The organism is Brevundimonas sp. SH203 (genome assembly GCF_002157625.1).
GTDB lineage: Bacteria > Pseudomonadota > Alphaproteobacteria > Caulobacterales > Caulobacteraceae > Brevundimonas.
This window is the reverse complement of the sequence record NZ_BDMM01000001.1, coordinates 732028-750086: the sequence shown is the minus strand read 5'-3', so window position 1 is coordinate 750086 and position 18059 is coordinate 732028. Positions and strand designations below refer to the sequence as shown.

14 protein-coding genes and 1 tRNA gene are annotated in these 18059 nt (G+C 68.9%); 6 read left to right on the top strand and 9 right to left on the bottom strand.

Going from position 1 to position 18059, the window contains the following annotated elements; all coding sequences use genetic code 11:
• Nucleotides 1-45 precede the first annotated feature (45 nt).
• From SH203_RS03725 to SH203_RS03710, 4 genes are all read right to left on the bottom strand, one after another.
• Nucleotides 46-4302, bottom strand: coding sequence for a translocation/assembly module TamB domain-containing protein (locus SH203_RS03725; RefSeq protein WP_234989364.1), 4257 nt, complete (start codon nt 4300-4302; stop codon nt 46-48).
• Nucleotides 4299-6092, bottom strand: coding sequence for an autotransporter assembly complex family protein (locus tag SH203_RS03720; RefSeq protein ID WP_087119478.1), 1794 nt, complete (start codon nt 6090-6092; stop codon nt 4299-4301). Before SH203_RS03720 ends, SH203_RS03725 begins: the two co-directional genes overlap by 4 nt.
• Before the next feature lie 43 nt (nt 6093-6135).
• Complete coding sequence (locus SH203_RS03715; RefSeq protein WP_087119477.1) at nt 6136-6399, bottom strand: hypothetical protein; 264 nt, start codon at nt 6397-6399, stop codon at nt 6136-6138.
• Nucleotides 6400-6473: 74 nt separating this feature from the next.
• Nucleotides 6474-7568: a CaiB/BaiF CoA-transferase family protein gene (locus SH203_RS03710; protein ID WP_087119476.1), complete on the bottom strand. Its 1095-nt coding sequence runs from the start codon at nt 7566-7568 to the stop codon at nt 6474-6476.
• A 94-nt stretch (nt 7569-7662) separates the two neighbouring features.
• Between SH203_RS03710 and SH203_RS03705 the strand changes: the two genes are divergently transcribed.
• A tRNA-Lys gene (locus tag SH203_RS03705) sits at nt 7663-7739 on the top strand.
• A gap of 75 nt (nt 7740-7814) precedes the next feature.
• Here SH203_RS03705 and SH203_RS03700 read toward each other — a convergent pair.
• Nucleotides 7815-9488, bottom strand: coding sequence for an FAD/NAD(P)-binding protein (locus tag SH203_RS03700; RefSeq protein WP_087119475.1), 1674 nt, complete (start codon nt 9486-9488; stop codon nt 7815-7817).
• Nucleotides 9489-9654: 166 nt separating this feature from the next.
• Here SH203_RS03700 and SH203_RS03695 point away from each other — a divergent pair, with 166 nt between their 5' ends.
• Both SH203_RS03695 and SH203_RS03690 read left to right on the top strand, forming a co-directional pair.
• The gene (locus tag SH203_RS03695; RefSeq protein ID WP_087119474.1) at nt 9655-11430 is read left to right on the top strand and encodes an SLC13 family permease; all 1776 of its coding nucleotides are present in this window, start codon (nt 9655-9657) and stop codon (nt 11428-11430) included.
• Nucleotides 11431-11480: 50 nt separating this feature from the next.
• Nucleotides 11481-12038 (top strand): hypothetical protein, encoded by a 558-nt coding sequence (locus SH203_RS03690; protein WP_087119473.1) that lies wholly within the window; start codon nt 11481-11483, stop codon nt 12036-12038.
• 57 nt (nt 12039-12095) lie between these two features.
• Here the strand turns inward: SH203_RS03690 and tgt are convergent, their stop codons facing one another.
• From tgt to SH203_RS03675, 3 genes are all read right to left on the bottom strand, one after another.
• Nucleotides 12096-13208, bottom strand: coding sequence for a tRNA guanosine(34) transglycosylase Tgt (tgt, locus tag SH203_RS03685; RefSeq protein ID WP_087119472.1), 1113 nt, complete (start codon nt 13206-13208; stop codon nt 12096-12098).
• A complete protein-coding gene (locus SH203_RS03680; RefSeq protein WP_087119471.1) occupies nt 13209-13682 on the bottom strand; it encodes a nucleotidyltransferase domain-containing protein in 474 nt (157 codons plus the stop codon).
• Nucleotides 13683-13759: 77 nt separating this feature from the next.
• Nucleotides 13760-14518 (bottom strand): tRNA1(Val) (adenine(37)-N6)-methyltransferase, encoded by a 759-nt coding sequence (locus tag SH203_RS03675; protein WP_087119470.1) that lies wholly within the window; start codon nt 14516-14518, stop codon nt 13760-13762.
• Between the two features lie 196 nt (nt 14519-14714).
• Here SH203_RS03675 and SH203_RS03670 point away from each other — a divergent pair, with 196 nt between their 5' ends.
• Both SH203_RS03670 and SH203_RS03665 read left to right on the top strand, forming a co-directional pair.
• Nucleotides 14715-15656, top strand: a complete 942-nt coding sequence (locus SH203_RS03670) for a polyprenyl synthetase family protein (protein ID WP_375600713.1) — start codon at nt 14715-14717, stop codon at nt 15654-15656.
• A 2-nt stretch (nt 15657-15658) separates the two neighbouring features.
• Nucleotides 15659-16291: a squalene/phytoene synthase family protein gene (locus tag SH203_RS03665; protein WP_087119468.1), complete on the top strand. Its 633-nt coding sequence runs from the start codon at nt 15659-15661 to the stop codon at nt 16289-16291.
• Between the two features lie 2 nt (nt 16292-16293).
• Here SH203_RS03665 and SH203_RS03660 read toward each other — a convergent pair whose 3' ends face one another.
• Nucleotides 16294-16785 (bottom strand): MarR family winged helix-turn-helix transcriptional regulator, encoded by a 492-nt coding sequence (locus tag SH203_RS03660; protein WP_087119467.1) that lies wholly within the window; start codon nt 16783-16785, stop codon nt 16294-16296.
• Between the two features lie 66 nt (nt 16786-16851).
• On the opposite strand from SH203_RS03660, the gene SH203_RS03655 reads away from it, so the two are divergent.
• Entirely contained in the window at nt 16852-18057 is a 1206-nt protein-coding gene (locus tag SH203_RS03655; protein WP_200808779.1) for an MFS transporter, read from the top strand.
• Nucleotides 18058-18059 lie beyond the last annotated feature (2 nt).

Genomic DNA, 18059 nt, shown 5'->3' with positions numbered 1-18059 from the left:
TCCCGGCTTTCGCCGGGATGAGTGGAACAATGGGGAGGCGCCCGTCTAACGATTGCGGCCGCCGCGATTGGGGCGACGGTCGCCGGCCTCGCGGCTTTCGTGGCGCCAGCGGATCGACAGGCTGGTCTGGCCCTGGCCGCCGAACTGCGAGGCGATGGCGACATTGCGCCGGGGCTGCCATTCCACCTTGACCGCCGCGCCGTTCTGACCGCCGCCGATGACTTCCAGATAGACGTCGTCGGTGATGTAGCGACCGCCGGCGACCGTGACCGCCGAGGCGTCGCCGCCGAACGACAGCCGGTCCAGACCCGCCAGTTCGCGCAGGTTGCCGATCACGTCGAACCCGCCGCCGCCCGCCAGGGCCGCGACCCCCGCCGCCAGCTGCGCCGCCTCGAAGGCCGACAACTGCGACGCCGAACGCCCGAACAGCACCTGCGACAGGATTTCGTCCTGGGGCAGGGAGGGGGTGGAGGTCAGGGCGATCTTGGGCTCGGCCGCCGTGCCGGTGACGTTGATGGTGGCGGTCAGGGCCGCATCCTCGCGCGTCGCCGACAGGTTCAGGCGGATCTGTTTGGGATCGGTGGACAGGGTGACGCGGCCGGTGTCGTCGAACACGAACCGCTTGCCTGCGAACTCATAGTCGCCGCGCACCACATTGGCCGTGCCGTTCAACTGCGGCTCGGCGATGGTGCCGCGCACCCGGGCGTTGACGTCCAGGATGACGTTCAGGCCGCGACCGTTGACCCGCACCTTGCCGCCCGAGGATCGCAGGCTGATGTCCATGCCGATCTGCGGGCCGCGCGCCTTCTGCTCGCTTTCCACCGGATCGCCGCCGGGACGATTGATCTCGACCACGTCCATCGAGACGATGCCGGTCGATCCGGGCAGTTCCGGCTCGATCTTGGCCTCGTCGACCACGATCTGGCCGCCCAGCTGGATATTGCCGTCCGCGCCGCGAACGATGGTGATCGGCCCGGACGCCCGCGCCTCGGCGATGTCGTTGTCGATGACGCGGAAGCGGTTCAGCATCAGCTGGGCGTTGGAGCCGGAGCCCTGCCGCAGACCCACCCGGCCTTGGCCGGACACGGTTCCGCCCTTGCCGTCGTTGGCGGTAAAGGTCTCGATCTGGGCGGCCGTATCGTCGAACCGGGTCCGCAGGGTCAGGTCGCTGAGAACCAGACCGACCGCCTTCTCGCGATAATTGCCCTGGCTCAGATCGAATCGGCCGTTCAGGCGCGGGGCGTTCAGCGTGCCGGCGAGGGTCGCCTGACCCGCCACCTGACCCGCCAGGCTGCGTTCGCCGCCCAGGAACAGGTCCCAGATCGGCTGGATCTGACCGTTGATGGAGACGCGCCCCGACATCTCGCGCGTCCGGGCGATGGCCAGCCGCAGCGGCGCGGCCGAGGCCTCGACCGGCAGGACCACGTCGGCGGAGGCCTGAACCGCGCCCTCGTCCACCGCCGTCGCCTTGATGCTCAGTCGGTCGCCGGCCAGGGTCGCGTCCACCCGACCATTCACGGCCAGGCCGCGCGGGGCGTCGATGCTGCGCACGTTCTGAAGCGCCACATTGGCCGTGCCCGACAGGTCGCTTCCCGCGCCGCGCATCGCCACCTGACCGGTCACGCTGCCGCGCAGTTCGGGCGAGATGGAGCCCAGGTCCACCTGCGTCAGGTCGGCCTGCACCGCCACGGTGCGCGCATCCTGCCTCAGGTCCGCCAGCAGCACACCGCCGCCGACGCCCAGGTCCAGATGCGCCGTCCGGTTCGCGCCGTTGATCGTGATTGCAGCGGGGCTGCGGGTGGTGAAGGCCACCTCGCGCACCCGGCCGCCGCCGCGCAGCGTCAGGCCGTGCGTCGTGTTCTGACGCGAATAGACGCCCGTGCCGTTGAACTGGGCCGGGGTCGATCCGCCCACGTCCAGCGCCAGGGTGAAGGGCAGGTTGGTCAGCGTGCCGCGCCCGTCCAGGTCAAGGGTGCGGATGGTCCAGCTCTGGCCCGCCAGCCGCACGTTGCGGCCGTTGACGTCCAGTATGGCGCTGTCCGATCCGCCGCCGTCGGTCAACCGCACTCGGCCATTGGCCTCGCCCGACGCCAGGAAGGCGCCGGTCCGCGCCGTGAAGGTCAGGTCGGCGCTGGAGGGGATGTTGTTCGACAGGGCGATGGCGCCCTTGGCCGTCACGCCGCCGGCGTCCACGTCCAGATCGCTCAACCGAATGCGCTTGCCGCCCAGGAAGAAGTTGCCCGAGGCCCGCGCCGGACCATAGTTCGAGCCGCTGACCACAGCGATCCGCCCGTCCGACGCATCGGCGCCCTTGCGGAAGCTCAGCGTCATGTCGGCGTTGTTCAGCGTCAGGGCGCCGGCCGTGACCTGCTGGAAACCGGCGGTCAGGTCGACCCGCGGCTGGGACAGGGTGCCGGTCAGGGCGCCGCGTCCGGTCATGTCGCCGCCGATCTCGACCGGCCCGGCCGCGAACGGTCCGCGCGCGTTCCAGTCCAGCGCCAGCCGAAGCCGGCCCGCTGTCTCGATCAGGCCCTTGGCGCCCGCGCGCCCGGCCGCGCCGGTCAGTTCGCCGCGCTCGACCTCGATCCGGCCGCCGTTCAACCGTCCTGCCAACTGCAGGCGCGGGGTCTTGCCCAGCAGACGGTCCAGCTCCGCCATGCCGACGATCAGGTTCCGTCCCCGACCGTCGAAGTTCAGCACCCATGGCGCACCTGTTCGCGCCGAGGACGCCCGGATCGGCCCGCCGAAGGCGCCGCGCGCGCCGGGCGACACCCGTGCGGCGTCCGTCAACTGCGCCTCGCCGCGGAAGCTCATGCCGCCCAGCAGATTGCGCGAGCCCGAGCCTTTCAGCGTCAGGCCCTGTCCCAGCAGGTCGACCTTCTCCAGCAGGATGGCGCCGTCCTTCATGCGCGCCGCCTTCAACTGAACGCGCGGCGCTCCGCCCAAGAGGCCGCCGATGATGCCTTCACCCGATCCGCCGTTGGCGCGAATGTCGCCGTCCAGATCCATCCGGCCGTCCTTGACCAGGACGTTCAGCGGCCCCGCGATGCGGGTGGCGCGATAGCTGGCGACATTGGCGTTCAACAGCGTGACCTGTCCGTTCAGCGCCCAGTTCTGGGCGTCGCCCTTGAACAGGCCGGAATAGGCCGCCGGCCCGGCCACGTCGGACCCGACCAGTCGGCTGAGCGAGCCGGTCTGGATCTCCAGCTTGATACCGTCCGGCGAACTGCGGTCGGAATTGCGGATCAGGCCGCGCGCCTCGGACTGGACATTGTCGGAAATCAGCTTCCAGGCCACCCCCTGGCTGGCCTTGTCCGGCGTGGGGACCATGGCGAAGCCGAACCGCGCCGTGCGCCCGATCTTGGTCACGAAGGGCGCCAGGAGGTCCGAGCCGCTGAAGTCGGCGAAGCCGGACACACGCGATCCCTTGTCGCCGAAATGCCCCTGAACGATCAGGGGCACGAACCGGCCCGTCTGGACGCGCGCATTCACCACATCGGCGTTCAGCACCGCGACCGCCGAGAAGGGCTGGTCGGGCGAATAGCCCAGCGCCCCGGCCAGCGGCCCGCCCTGGGCCTCGTTGGCGCGCAGGTTCAGCCGCGTCTCTTCCAGCTTGCCGCCGAAGCTGGCGGCCAGTCGCAGGAAGTCGCCCGGCCGGTTCAGGCTGTCGGCGTTCACCGTCGCGCTCTTGGCCCCGTTGCGCGGCAGGCTGGCGTCGCCCGACAGCGACCAGCGGCCATACTCCTTGGAGAAGCCCTCCATCAGTTCGATGTCAGCCGAGAATTTGTCGATCCGCACCGAGATCGGCTGCGGGCCGGACGGTTCGTTGGTCGGCGGCTCCACCTCCGGGCGGCGCAGCACACGGATCGTCTCGGCCTTGATGTCGTTGGCGTGGAAACTGCGGCTCAGCAGCGCCAGATAGGACCAGTCCATGCTGAGGTTGTTCGCCTCCAGCCAGACGCCCTTACTGTCGGCCAGGGTGATGCGGTCGATGCTGAAATCGCTGAGCAGATCGCCCTTCAGCCCATAGACTTTCAGCCGGCCGTAGCGGCTGATCTTCAGGTCCTGAATCCGCTCCAGCACCAGCTGCCGCCCGCCGTCCGAGGCGATGTAGTACCGCCCCGCCACCAGGGTCGCCGCGATCAGCACCAGAAGCCCTGCGACCACGACGCCCGCGATCAGGGCGATGCGCCTGGCCAGTCCGCGCTTTCGTCTGGCGGGGGACGTTCTGGCGGGCGCGGCGTCTTCCAGTCCTGCGTCGGGCTGGATTTCAGGGCCGGTCTCGGGCGGTGTGTCGGTCAAAACGCCTGCCCGATGCTGATGTAGATCTGGAAGTTGGAATCGCCTTCACGCTTGTTCAGCGGCATGGCGACATCGGCGCGGATCGGGCCGAACGGCAGCATGTAACGCACGCCGACCCCCGCGCCGTAGCGCATATTGGTCAGGTTCGGCGTCTCCTGGAAGCCGATGGAGCCGGCATCCACAAAGGCCACGGCCTGGAAGCTCTGACCGATCGACTGGCGCGCCTCCAGCGAGGTTTCGAACAGCGAGACACCCCCGCGCGGCGTGCCGTCCGGCAACTGCGGATTGACGCCCTGATAGGAATAGCCGCGCACCGACCCGCCGCCGCCGGAATAGAACAGGCGGTCGGACGGCGTGCTCAACTCGCTGCCGCCGACGATGGAGCCGATCCGCACCCGGCCGGCCAGAATGGTCTTGTCGCCCGCGACCGGCACATAGGCGGTGCCCTGCGTCTCGGTGCGCAGGAACAGGACGTTGCTGTTGCCCGTCACCACCGTCGGCTGGACCGACAGATTGACGCGCCAGCCCTTGGTCGGATTCAACGGATCGTTGGAATGGTCGATATAGGCGCTGGTCCGGGCGGTGATGATGGCCAGGTCGCGGTCGAACGTCACCCGCTGCGGGGGCAGGGTGGTGTAGTCGTAGCGTGTCTCGCTGTAGCGTCCCGCGTCCAGCCCGATGCCGTAGTTGAAATAGGAGGTCTTGCCGATCCTCTGCTGAAGGTCGGCGTACAGAACTGCGGCAGTCCGCGTATAGGCGTCGGTGTCTTCGTTCACCACGGCGGCGCCCAGCTTCAGCGTCCGGCCGGGCCGACGCCAGTGGGGCAGGGACAGGTCGGCGCCGATACGGCTGTTGATGTTGGCCAGACGGGCCTGAAGTTTCAGGGTGTCGGCGCGGCCGAACCGATTGTAGCGGGTCTGGATCACGTCCGCGCCTGCGCCTTCGGCGGTCGACCAGGTGGCGCCGGCCTCCAGCACGCGACGCGGCCGGTCCTGCAGGCTGACGATGACGGGTCTCAGGCCGTCGGCCGTGGTCTGGTCCGCCGGCGACAGCGCCACGCCGATGCCGTCATAGACGCCGGTGTCCAGCAGACGCCGTTCCAACTCGGCCACCTGGTCGGGATCGTAGCGGTCGCCTTCCTTCCACGGCGCCAGCCCGGCCACCCAGTTGGGATTGGTCCGGCCCTGGCTGATCACGCGAACCCCGTCCAGGCGCACCAGGTCGCCCGAGTTGATGCGGTATTCCGGCGCCACCGTATAGGCGGCGTGGTCCACCACGACCCGGCGCGGATCGGCCTTGGCGTCGGCGTAGCCGTCGCGCACCAGGGCCGCGACCAGACGCCCTTCGCCCGCGATCACATCGACCGCACGACCCGGTTCCCCGGCCTTCAGCCCGATGGCGTCGCGTCCCTTGGTCTGGGCCTCGGCTTCCGGCGCCCGCTGGGTCCAGCTCACCGTCGGATCGGTCAGCAGGAAGCGCCGGCCGGGCTGGACCATCACGATGGCCACGGGATTGTCGTCGCCCTCGACCACATCCTCGACCGTGGGCTGATAATAGCCTTCCGACCGCAACAGGGCGGTGGCCGAGGCGACGGCGCCCTCCGCCCGCCTTCGGGCCTCGAACCGGCTCTCGGGCGCACCGTCGACATCGCCCACGGCGCGTTCCAGCGCGCGACGCAGGTCCGCATCCATGTCGCCCCGCACTTGGGCGCGTGGATCGGCGGCGGCGGCGTGCGCGATGCCCGAAACGGCCGCGAGCGTCGCGACCAGCAGGGAAGGCCTGAACGTCAAACTGGATCTTTCGTCAAAGCGCGGCGTGTCGAACCGCTGTTCTTCAATAGAACAGGGTTTCGCTTTCTGGCTGGACCGACTGCTCCGACGACCGCTCCTCGGGCGGCAGTCTGTCGGTCGGCGGCGGCGTCGGCGCAGGATCGCGCACTTCCGGCGCCGGGGCCGGCGGCTGTTCGACCGGCGGCGGCACCTGCTCGATCTGGACGGGTTCACGCTCTTCGTCCGAGCGGGACGGACGGTCGTCGCAGGCCGACAGCGCGAGCGCAGCCAGGGCGGCGGCGGCCAGCAATAGGTTGGAAGGTTTCATTGAATTCCCCGGGTCTTCGCCCTTGCAACGCTTGTCGCGCCCTGCCGTTCCCATAGCGCCGAAAGCCGCGCCGGTCATCCCGGCTGATCCGAAGATCGCGCCGTCCACAGAGCGACAGCCTCGTCCAGACCCACGGCCGAACTATGACGCGGCGTATTCCGTGCGCCGTCGAAACGCGGCGCGGGGCCGGGCAGCCTCTGGTCGAACACGCCCCTGGCGCGATTGTGCGGATGATCCGGCGCCTCCATCAGGCTCAGGACCGGGGTGACGCAGGCCTCCGTCCCGTCGAAAAGGCGGGCCCAGTCGTCACGGTCGCGCTGGGCGAACAGGTCGGCGAAACGCGCGTGCAATGCCGGCCAGCCGTCCATGTCATACTGCGGCGCCGTCTCCGGCGAAATCCGAAGCCCGTCCAGCAGGGCGGCGTAGAATCGCGGCTCCAGCGCCGCCACGGCGACGAAACCGCCATCCCGACAGGCGTAGCAACGATAAAAGGGTGCGCCGCCGTCCAGCAGATTGGCTCCCCGTCGGTCGCTCCACATTCCCTGTTCCCGCAACGCCTGGAACAGGCCGCCCAGCAGGGCCGAGCCGTCGGTCATGGCCGCATCCACCACGCGGCCCCGGCCCGTCGCCTTGGCCTCGATCAGCGCCGCCAGCACGCCTGTCACCAGCATCATCGCCCCGCCGCCATAGTCGCCGATCAGGTTCAGCGGCGGCGTCGGCGGCCGATCCGCCTCGCCCATGGCGTGCAGCACGCCCGACAGACCGATGTAGTTCAGGTCGTGCCCCACCGCCTGGGCCAGCGGTCCCGTCTGGCCCCAGCCGGTGACACGCCCGAACACCAGGGCGGGGTTTCGCGCCTGCAGCGCCTCAGGTCCGAACCCCAGCCGTTCCATCACGCCGGGTCGAAATCCCTCGATCACCGCATCGACCCCGTCGATCAGCGCCAGGATGCGCGTCTGGTCGGCGGGATTCTTCAGGTCCACGGGCACGGCCGCGCGTCCGCGATGCAGCACCGATCCGCCCACCTGATCGAACACGGCCGGCGCCGCCGATTCGCTGCGGGTCAGCCGAAAGACCTCCGCGCCCATGTCCGCCAGCATCATGCCGGCGAAGGTAACAGGCCCCAGGCCGTCGAATTCGATGATGCGGAGGCCATGAAGCGGTTGCATTCGACATGAGTAGCAGACCCGGTCTTGACCGGAAGGCCGGATTGCAACAGAAGGCGCCCTTCGACGGTTCGGGCCAGCCCGGATGTCGCGCGGTGCGTCCTTAGCTCAGTTGGTTAGAGCATCTGACTTTTAATCAGAGGGTCCTCGGTTCGAGCCCGAGAGGACGTACCATTTAAAGCCCGCTTCGGCGGGCTTTTTGCTGTCCGGCAGGCGTGTGACCTCTCATTTGTCGAGCGCGATTTGCGTCTAGGCGGCCTGGGCTATCGCCAACGGCGTCACGACTGCGGGTGCGGCGCCTATGGCTCGGGCGAGGGATGCGCCGACAATCTGGCCCATCTGGTGCGAACTTGTGACACCCTGGGCGAAGGGGCGCTGGCCCATGAGGAACGGCAGGCTGGGGCAGAACAGGCGGTCTGGCGGCAGTTGGTCGGTGATCGGACGGAAGGCGTCGTCCAGGGCGACGCCGCGCACGGCTGTCGGCTCGCCGGCCGCCGCCTGATCCCTGATGATTCCCTGCGCGATCAGGGACGGGAAGGGGAAGTCCCCTGCGGACAGTGGGCGTTGGCCCAGCGCCTCGATGAAGACCGGGAAATGCAGTCGCAAGCCCTTGTGATAGATGGCGCCGCCGCAGCCTTCGTCTGGCTGGGCATCCACGCGATAGTCCTCGCCCAAGGCCAGAACCTGGAGCCGACCTGCCTCGTGCAGCGCCAGAAGGCGGGCGATGGAGGCGTGGGGCACGGCGCCGTAGTTGTCCACGAATACGGGCTTCAGCCATCGTTCGAACCGCTCGAACTGCTGGTCGTCCAGATAGGAGACGATGGCGCCGACCACTTCGTGCATCCGCAGGATGGCGTCGCGCCAGGGGATGGTGAAGCGGCTTTCGTGGTTCCGGCGGGCTTCGTCCAGATTTCGTCGCGCCCAGACGAAGGGATCGGTCGCCGCCCGCACCGCGAAATAGGTTTCACCGAACGATTCGACCGTTGCATCGGCCAGATCGACCGACTTGGCGTAGTCGGGATCGGCCAGCGTCAACTCCTGGCGAAACAGATCGAAGCATTGGTCCAGCAGGTCGTCATTTTCCCGCGCGATCAGGTCGGTGACCGCCGCCTCCGTGCAGACGGTCAGCGGTGCGTGCGGCAGGGGGAAGTAGAAGTCCGCCTCCGGCAACAGACCCTTCCTCGACATCATGGTCACGCCGAACCCCTCGGCGCCGCGTCGGGGGATATAGGCGACGTCGCCGTTCTTCTGCTCGACGAAATCCCCATGCGCGACCGCCAGGGCCACGGCCGCGTCGATGGCGGTCAGGGACGATCCGAGAATCCCGACCTGAGAGGGCGGAAGGGGCGAAAGCTTGGATGCCGGCCAGGGCGACAGGAAATGGCCCTTCCGAACCTCCGGGTCCGAAAGCCACTGGTGGCCGGTCGCCAGCACGACATGGTCGAAGACTTCGTCGGTCACGAACCCCAGGTGCGGCGCGACCGTCAGACGGATGCCGTCGGCCTGATTGCAGGCGTCGATGACACGGCAGCCTGTCCTGATCTCGATGCTGACGCCCGCGGCTTTCGCTTGGCGCACCAGACCCTGAAACTGATCGGCGAAATAGCGGCCCAGCACCAGACGCGGCAGGAAGGCGCGTTCGCTCACCTGATGCGCGGCCACGCCCATGGCCTCCAGTTCACGGGACGATTGGCGTTCCAACCAGTGCAGCAGCGTCTCCTGAACAGGCGGAATCTCGATGCTGGCGATGTTGGCCAGCATCGCGGGATCGTTCCAACCTGGACTATAGGGCATCCCCATACCCGCCGTCGGTCGCCGCTCGAATACGGTGATGTGCGCGTCCGCCACCCCCTCGGCCAACAGCGCGGCCAGGGTGTAGAGGGTGGTCGGCCCGGCTCCGACAAAGGCGATGGACGGCGTCATTCCCCCTGAATGCGCCATATCGGCAATGGCGCCATGACGTTGAAAAATAAGGGCGGAAAAGCTTCGTTGCGCGCGATTTCGTACTCGTGAGGCCGATTTACCGCCCCGCTTGCATCGTTTGTCCGTGGACGGCGTTCAGCCTGCGAGATCAAGGGGCTGGCGGCGCGTGACATTACAACAGGGACTGGCGTTCGGGCTGATCGCCCTGACCATCGGGGCTTTCGTCTGGGGGCGATTCCGGTTCGATCTGGTGGCGGTGGTCGCCCTGGTCGCCGGTCTGGCGGTGGGGGTCATTCCGGCCGAGGCGGCCTTCGACGGGTTCAAGAACGACGTCACCGTCATCATCGCCTGCGCCCTGATCGTCTCGGCCGCCTTCGCCCGGTCGGGCGTGGTGGAACTGGCCATGCGCCGGGTGCTGCCCTTGCTGAAGACCGAGCGCAGTCAGGTGCCGGTGCTGACCACCGCCGTCACCGTCCTGTCGATGGCGACCAAGAATGTTGGGGCTCTCGCGATCATGATGCCGGTCGCGCTTCAGGTCGCGCGGCGGACCGGATCGGCGCCGTCGCGGCTGCTGATGCCGATGGCGTTCGGGGCCATGGCCGGCGGCATGGTCACTCTGGTCGGCACCGCGCCCAATATCATCGTCGCCGAGGTGCGCCAGCAGATCGTGGGCCAGCCCTTCGGCATGTATGACTTCGCCCCCGTCGGGCTGGCGATTACGGCGATGGCGCTGGTCTTCCTGGCCATCGGCTATCGCATCCTGCCCAAGGATCGACGCGGCGCGACCCAGATGAACGCCGCCCTGGCCGCCAACGCCTACGCCACCGAGGTCATCGCGCCCGAGGATTGGGTTCAGGGCGCCATGACCGTGTCGGCCCTGGCGGCGTGCGGCGAGGGGGACGTGCGGATCATGGCGCTGATCCGGGCGGGCAAGCGCCGACCCAGCCCGCGCGGCAATGCGGTGGTGCGCCCCGGCGACGTCCTTCTGGTGGAGGGCGAGCAGCAGGCGCTGCAAGAGTTCATCGCCCGCTCCAAGCTGAAGCTGATCCGCGAAGACCGCCCCATCACCATGGAGAACGCCGCCGAGGAGATCACGGTGGTCGAGGCGGTGATCGGCCGCAACTCGCCGCTGCAAGGCCAGTCGGTTCGGCAGTCCGACCTCTATGGCAAGCACGGGATCAATCTGCTGGGCGTGTCGCGCAGCGGCTACGAACTGACCCAGCATCTGCGAACTGCGAAACTGGCGCACGGTGACATCGTCCTGTTGCAGGGCGCGGAACAGAGCCTGCCCACCGCCCTGCAGGCGCTGGATCTGTTGCCCCTGGCCGAGCGCGAGGTCCGGTTGGGCAGCACCAAGAAGCGGTTCCTGCCCGCCGCCGTTCTCGCTGTCGCCATGATCCTGGTGGGGTTAGGCCTCGTGCCGGTGGCGGTGGCCTTCTTCGGCGCGGCGGTTGTGATCGTCGCCTTGGGCGGGCTGAAGATGCGAGAGGCCTATGCCGCGCTGGACGGACCCCTGCTGGTGCTGATCGCCGCCCTGATCCCGGTGTCGGACGCGATCCAGCAGACGGGCGGCTCGGACCTGATCGCGGGCCTGCTGCGTCACGTGTTCAACGGACTGCCGGGGCTGGTGGCGGTTGCGGGGGTCCTGCTGGCCTCGATGGCGGTGACGCCGTTCCTGAACAACGCCGCCACGGTTCTGATCGTCGCGCCGATCGGCGCCACATTGGCCAAGCAACTGGGATTCAACGCCGATCCGTTCCTGATGGCGGTGGCGGTGGGCGCGGCCTGCGATTTCCTGACGCCCATCGGGCACCAGTGCAACACCCTGGTCATGGGGCCGGGCGGCTATCGGTTCGGCGACTATCCCCGGCTGGGCGCGCCCTTGAGCCTTCTGGTGCTGCTGGTCGCGCCGCCGCTGATCCTGCTGTTCTGGCCGCTGTGACGGTCGGTCGATCTTTGGCGTCGATAGCCAAACATGATCTAAGAGGCCGGATGAGAACCGTTGTGTATGCGATAGTGGCGGTCGGCGGCGTGGCCTCCGTCGGTCTGGTGGGCTGCAACGCCGGGCGGTCGGCCATGGGCGGGGCCGAGCAGGTGGGGGCGGGGTTCGCTGCGGCGGCCACCGCGCCGCTGGAGGATTTCAATCTGCGCCGTCAGATGATCCCGACGGTCCTGCTTCAGGCCGAGGCCAATCCCTACGACCTGCGTAATCTGAACCAATGCTCCACCATCGGCGCCGAGGTCGCGCGTCTGGACGAGGCGCTGGGGCCGGATACCGACGAGCCACCGCACCAGAACGGCTCCTATCTGAGCGAGCGGGCGGCCGATGCGGCGGCCAGGGCCGCGCTGGACGCCATTCGCAACACCGCCTCGGACTTCATTCCCGGCCGCAGCTGGATTCGTCGTCTCAGCGGGGCCGATCAGCACTCGAAACACGTTCAGTCCACCATACAGTCCGGCCGGATGCGGCGCGCCTTTCTGAAGGGCATGGGAATGCAGCGGAACTGCGCCCCGCCGGCGGCCCCCAGCTGGTTCAGGCCGCACCGTTAGGTTTCGTTTTTTTTCGTCATCCTCGGGTCAAGAGGATGACGGTTTAACAGGGTGAGCCTATCCGTTCGACGTATGCCGCGCGTGGAAATCGCGGCGGAACGCCTCGAACTGACCTTCCGAAATCGCCGCCCGCATGGCCGCCGTCAGGGCCTGATAGAAGGCGATGTTGTGCCAGCTGAGCAGCACCTTGCCCAGGATTTCGTCGGCGCGGATCAGGTGGTGCAGATAGGCCTTTGAGTATTGGGACGATGGCCCCGCGATGGCCGGGTCCAGCGGGTCCTGATCCTCGGCGAAACGGGCGTTCTTCAGGTTCAGCGGACCGTCCCAGGTCCAGGCCTGGCCGTGACGACCGGCCCGGGTCGGCAGGACGCAGTCGAACATGTCGACGCCGCGCCACACCGCCTCGACCAGATCGACCGGCTTGCCCACGCCCATCAGGTAGCGGGGACGGTCCCTGGGCAGAAACTCGGGCGCATAGTCCAGCACCTCGCACATGGCCTGATGGCCTTCGCCCACGGCCAGACCGCCGATGGCGTAGCCGTCGAAGCCGATCTCCTGAAGCTGTTCCGACGATTGGCGACGCAGGTCTTCGAAGGTCGAGCCCTGCTGGATGCCGAACAGGGCCTGGTGTTCGCGCTCGCCGAAGCGCGCCTTGGACCGCGCGCCCCATCGGATCGACAGCTCCATCGCCTTCCTGGCCGCGTCCTTCTCCGCCGGAAACGCGACGCACTGGTCCAACTGCATGGAGATGTCGGCGCCGATGCGGTCGGCCTGAATCTCGATGGAGCGTTCGGGCGTCAGGACGTGTTTGGAGCCGTCGATATGGCTGGAGAAGGTGACGGCCTCTTCCTTCACCTTGGAAATCCCGGCCAGGGACATGACCTGAAAACCGCCCGAGTCGGTCAGGATCGGCTTGTCCCAGCCCATGAACTTGTGAAGCCCGCCCAGACGCTCCATCCGCTCGGGGCCGGGGCGCAGCATCAGGTGATAGGTGTTGCCCAGCAGGATGTCGGCGCCCGTCGCCTTGACCTGATCCACCGTCATGGCCTTGACCGTGGCGGCGGTGCCGACGGGCATGAAGGCGGGGGTGCGGATGTCGCCGCGCGCGGTCTTCAGGACGCCGGTGCGGGCGCGGCCCTCGGTGGCGGAAATCTGGAAGGGGAAGGGCATTCAGGCGATCAGTCGTTCAAGCTGCTCGACGCGCGCCAGATCCTTGGGGCGGCCGAACAGGCGGTAAAGGGCGATATGCTCCCGCACGTCGGGCACGAACAGCGGCGTATCCTCCACGAAGACCTGCCGGCGAGAGGCGAAGGCGGCCGGCGTCCAGTCCGCCCCGTCGCGAACCTCCAGCCCGGCCATCACCTCGACCAGGATCGGCTGGTCCGGCGCGCGGCCGAAGACGGCGGATCGGAACAGGCCCTCGCCCGGATCGGCCACCACATGACCGTCCAGCGCCGCCAGCAAGGCGCGGGCGTCGCGCGGGGCGCACATCACGTCGATGTCGGGCACATGAATCTCGTCCAGGCCGTAAAGGGCCATGGCCGCCCCGCCGAAAATCCACCACGGCGCCTGCAACTCGCGGGCGGCCTCCCCGACGGCGATCAGGCCATCCTTGAGGTCGTCGGGCAAATGGTCGGCGGGCACGGCGGGCGGTCTTTCTGTCTGTGGAAAGGAAGGGAAGGGCGGCATTTAGGGCGTCTGGCGGCGAATGACCACCCGGCTCACCATTCCAGGGCCGCCTCGCCGCGCAGGATCGCCTCGGCCTGGGGGCTGTGCTTGCCTCCCTCGCGGTCGTGCAGCACCAGGGGCGGCAACAGGCGCAGCGGCGCCCGGCCGGTCTTGATCGCCTGAACCAGCACCCGCTTGGCCGGCTCGTCGGCGAACGGCTGAACGGGGCGGATGGCGAACGAGCCCGCCTTGTCGCCCAGCAGGGCCAGCAGGTCCGCCAGCCGGTCCGCGCGGTGAATCACCACGATCCGCCCACCTTCCTTCACCGCCTTCAGCAGGAAATCGGTCCAGGCCTTCAACCCGTCGTCGGCCATCCAGGCCCCGCGCTTGCCCTCGGCCGGCACGCGCAGCGCGCCCGCATCGTCGAAGAAGGGCGGATTGGACACGGCCCAGTCGCCCGGCGCCGTCTTCAGCGCCCGAAAGCCCGCCGCCACGTCGCCCCGATGGATCGTGGTCGTCGCCTCCACCCCGTTCAGCGCCGCGTTCTCGACCGCCAGGGCCGCCATGGCCGGATCGCGTTCGATCCCGATCAGCCGGACGCCCAGCCGCCGCGCCGCGATCTGCATCAGGACCGCCCCCGCGCCGCACCCGGCCTCGATCACCGTCTGGCCCGGCGCGGCGTGAACGGCGGCGGCCAGCAGGGCGGCGTCCATTCCGGCGCGATAGCCGCGCGCGGGCTGGCGCAACCGCACCCGTCCGTTCAACAGGCCGTTCTCCACGATCTGCGGCGGCGTCGTTTCGACCGCGTTCAAGCCTCAATCTCCTTGACCCTCAAGGGGGTGAACATCATTGTGCGCCGCAGTGCGCCGGGGCAAGTCGAACCGGCCGCCAAATCCTTCGACGCGGTTCGCCGCGCCAGTGAAAGAGTATCTCTTGGAAGTCGCTCTCGCCGCCGCTCCCCGCCCCAAGGGAGACGTCAACGCCCTTGTCCGGCTGGCCGAGCGCGACATGGCCGCCGTGGACGCCCTGATCCTGGATCGGATGCAGTCCGATGTGCCGATCATTCCCAAACTGGCCGAACATCTTGTGTCGGCCGGCGGCAAGCGCCTGCGGCCCCTGTTGACCGTCGCCGCCGCCCGCGCGACCGGCGCCGCCGACGACATCGCGTCGCCCAAGAAGCTGGCTGCGGCGGTCGAGTTCATCCACACCGCCACCTTGCTGCACGATGACATCGTCGATGCGTCCGAACTGCGTCGCGGCAAGGTCGCGGCCCACCTGATCTGGGGCGCCCCCACCAGCGTTCTGGTCGGCGACTTCCTGTTCGCCCGCGCCTTCGAACTGATGGTCGAGACCGATTCGATGCGGGCGCTGGGCATTCTGGCCGAGGCGTCGCGGGTCATTTCCGAGGGCGAGGTGCTGCAACTGACCCGCGCCCACGACCTGAACCTGGATCAGGCCACCTATCTGCAGATCATCTCGGCCAAGACCGCCGAACTGTTCGCCGCCGCCGCCGAGGCGGGCGCGGTGGGGGCGGCGGCCTCCGCGGCGGCGGTCAAGGCGTTGCGCGATTACGGCATGGCCCTGGGCATCGCCTTCCAGCTGGCCGACGACGCCCTGGATTACGGCGCGACGGCCGAGGCCCTGGGCAAGAATGCGGGCGACGACTTCAACGAGGGCAAGGCCACCCTGCCGCTCTTGCTGGCCGTGACCCGCACCAAGGGGCGCGAGGACGCCTTCTGGGAGCGCACCGTGACCAAGGGCGAACGCACGCCCGAGGATTTCGCCCGCGCGCGCGAACTGGTGATCGGCTCCGGCGCCATCGGGGCGACCCTTGATCTGGCCGGGGAATACGCCGACGCCGCCAAGGCCGCCCTGTCGGTCCTGCCCGCCGGCGACTGGCGCGCGGCGCTGGAAGACCTGGCCGATTTCGCGGTGTCGCGCGCGGCCTGACCGTGACCCGAACCGAGACCCTGGATCGGCAGGTCCGCGACGCCGACCTGGACCGCTGGCTGTCCAGCCGGCTTGTGTCGGACACGCAGGCGCGCGCCGATCTGATCGCGCTCTACGCCTTCGAGGCCGAGCTGATGGCCATTCCGACGCGCGTCACCCAGCCCCTGCTGGCCGAGATGCGCTACACCTGGTGGGCGGAACAGATGGACGGGGTGTTCGCCGGCCTTCCCCGCAAGGGCCATCCGGTTCTGGAGGCCCTGACCGACCTCGTGGCCCGGCATGGGCTGGAGCGCGCGCCGTTCGACGCCTTGATCGAGGCGCACATCGGCCGCGTCCGCGAAGAACCCCACGACCTCGACGCCTTCTACGTCGGGCCGATGCAGGTTGCGGCGCGGGTGCTGGCGGGCAGGGGGCATGACGCCGCCGTCGCGGATGCGGGTCGTGTCCGGGGGCTGACGCAGACCGGCCGGGCGTCCGAGGCGGCGGCCCTGCGCGCTGAGGCCAACGCCGCTCTGAAACGCCTGCCGCCCGTCGGCTTTCCCGCCGTGGCCCATGCCGCCCTGACCGACCCGAATGGGCCGGAGCCTTTGAAGCGACTGCGCCTGCTGTGGGCCGTGCTGCGCGGCCGCATCTGACCTTAGCCGTTCAGGCCGGCGATCAGACGCGCCAGCAAGGCGTTCAGCGTCTTCTGCTCCTCAAGCGACAGGCCGGCGAGCGCCGCGCGCGCGGTGTCCTGATGGCTGGGCATGATCGAATCGATCAGGTCGAAACCCTTGTCCGTCAGGCGGACCAGCGTCGCGCGGCGGTCGCTGGGGTGCGGACGGCGCTCCACCAGACCCGCCTTTTCCAGCCGGTCGATCCGCGCCGTCATGCCGCCCGACGACATCATCGTCGCCTCGAACAGCGCCGTCGGCGTCAGACCCTCGCGCGCCGCCGACCGGCGCAGCGTCGCCAGCACATCGAACTCGCCATGCTGCAAGCCATGGCGCGCGAACAGCGGCGTCTGACGCTCGCGGATCACCAGTTGCGACGCCTCGTTCAGCCGGCCCAGAACCTCCATCGGCAGCATATCCAGATCGGGGCGTTGCACGGCCCATTGGGCGGCGGCGCGAGAGGCTCTGTCGGGCATGGTTGTCTTGACATCGAGATACTTGAAGTCGAGAGACTAGCGCGATTTTCAGTCGGAGTCCTCGCCATGACCGCCCGATCCGACGTCGCGCCGACGCGCGGCGCATCGCTGCTGTTGCTGGCGGCCATCGTCGCCCTGGCGCTGAACTTGCGGCCGGCCATGGCGGCGGTCGGGCCGCTGCTGGACCTGATCGAGGGCGCGACGGGCATGGGCTCCACCGCCGCCAGCCTTCTGACCACCTTGCCGGTCCTGATGATCGGTCTGGGCGCCCTGTCGATCCGGCCGTTGCGTCGGCGGCTGGGCGAGCGGCGCGGGGTTCTGCTGGGGGCGCTGCTGATCGGCGGGTCCTGTCTGGCGCGGGCATTTCTGACGGATACGGCCGGGCTGATCGCCAGCGCGGTGGTGGTCGGCGTCGGCGTCGCCTTGATTCAGGCGCTGGCGCCGGTCGTCATCAAACGGGCCTTTCCCGCCCGGTTCGGCACGGTCATGGCGCTCTACACCACCGGCATCATGGGCGGCGCCGCCGTCGCGGCGGCCACGGCGGCGGGTCTGGCCGATGCGGTCGGCTGGGCGGGGACGCTGGCGCTGTGGAGCGTTCCGGCCTTCCTCGCCGCCCTGATCTGGCTGGCGGCGTCGCGCGCTCCGGCGGCGGAGGAGCCGAACCGCGCCGCCGTGGTCGAGGCGACGGACCCGGAGCGTCCGTTCTGGCGTCAGGGCCGGGCGTGGCGGCTGATCCTGATCATGGGGCTGGGCACGTCGGCCTATACGCTGGTTCTGGCCTGGTTGCCGCCCTTCTACATCGACCTGGGCGAGCCGAGGGCCATGGCCGGCTATCTACTCAGCGGCATGACCGGCGCCGAGGTCATGGCCGGTCTGCTGGTGTCGATGACCATCGGCCGGTTCCCGGATCGTAGGGGACCGATCCTGGCGGCCCTGATTCTGGCCCTGCTGGGTCTGGCGGGACTGGTGATCGCGCCGGTCAGCCTGGCGGTTCCGGTGGTGATGGTCCTCGGCCTGGGGATCGGGGCGATCTTCCCGCTCAGCCTGATCCTGGCGATGGACCAGATCGACGATCCCGCGCGCTCGGGCGACCTGCTCGCCTTCGTTCAGGGCGGGGGCTACATCATCGCCAGCCTGTCGCCGCTGGCCGCCGGCCTGTTGCGCGACCACATGGCCGATCTGACCCAGGCCTGGGTTCTGATGGGCGTCGGCGTGGTGCTGCTGGGCGTGATGACGCTGGGCTTCCGGCCGGGCCTGCCCAAGCTGCGCTGAGC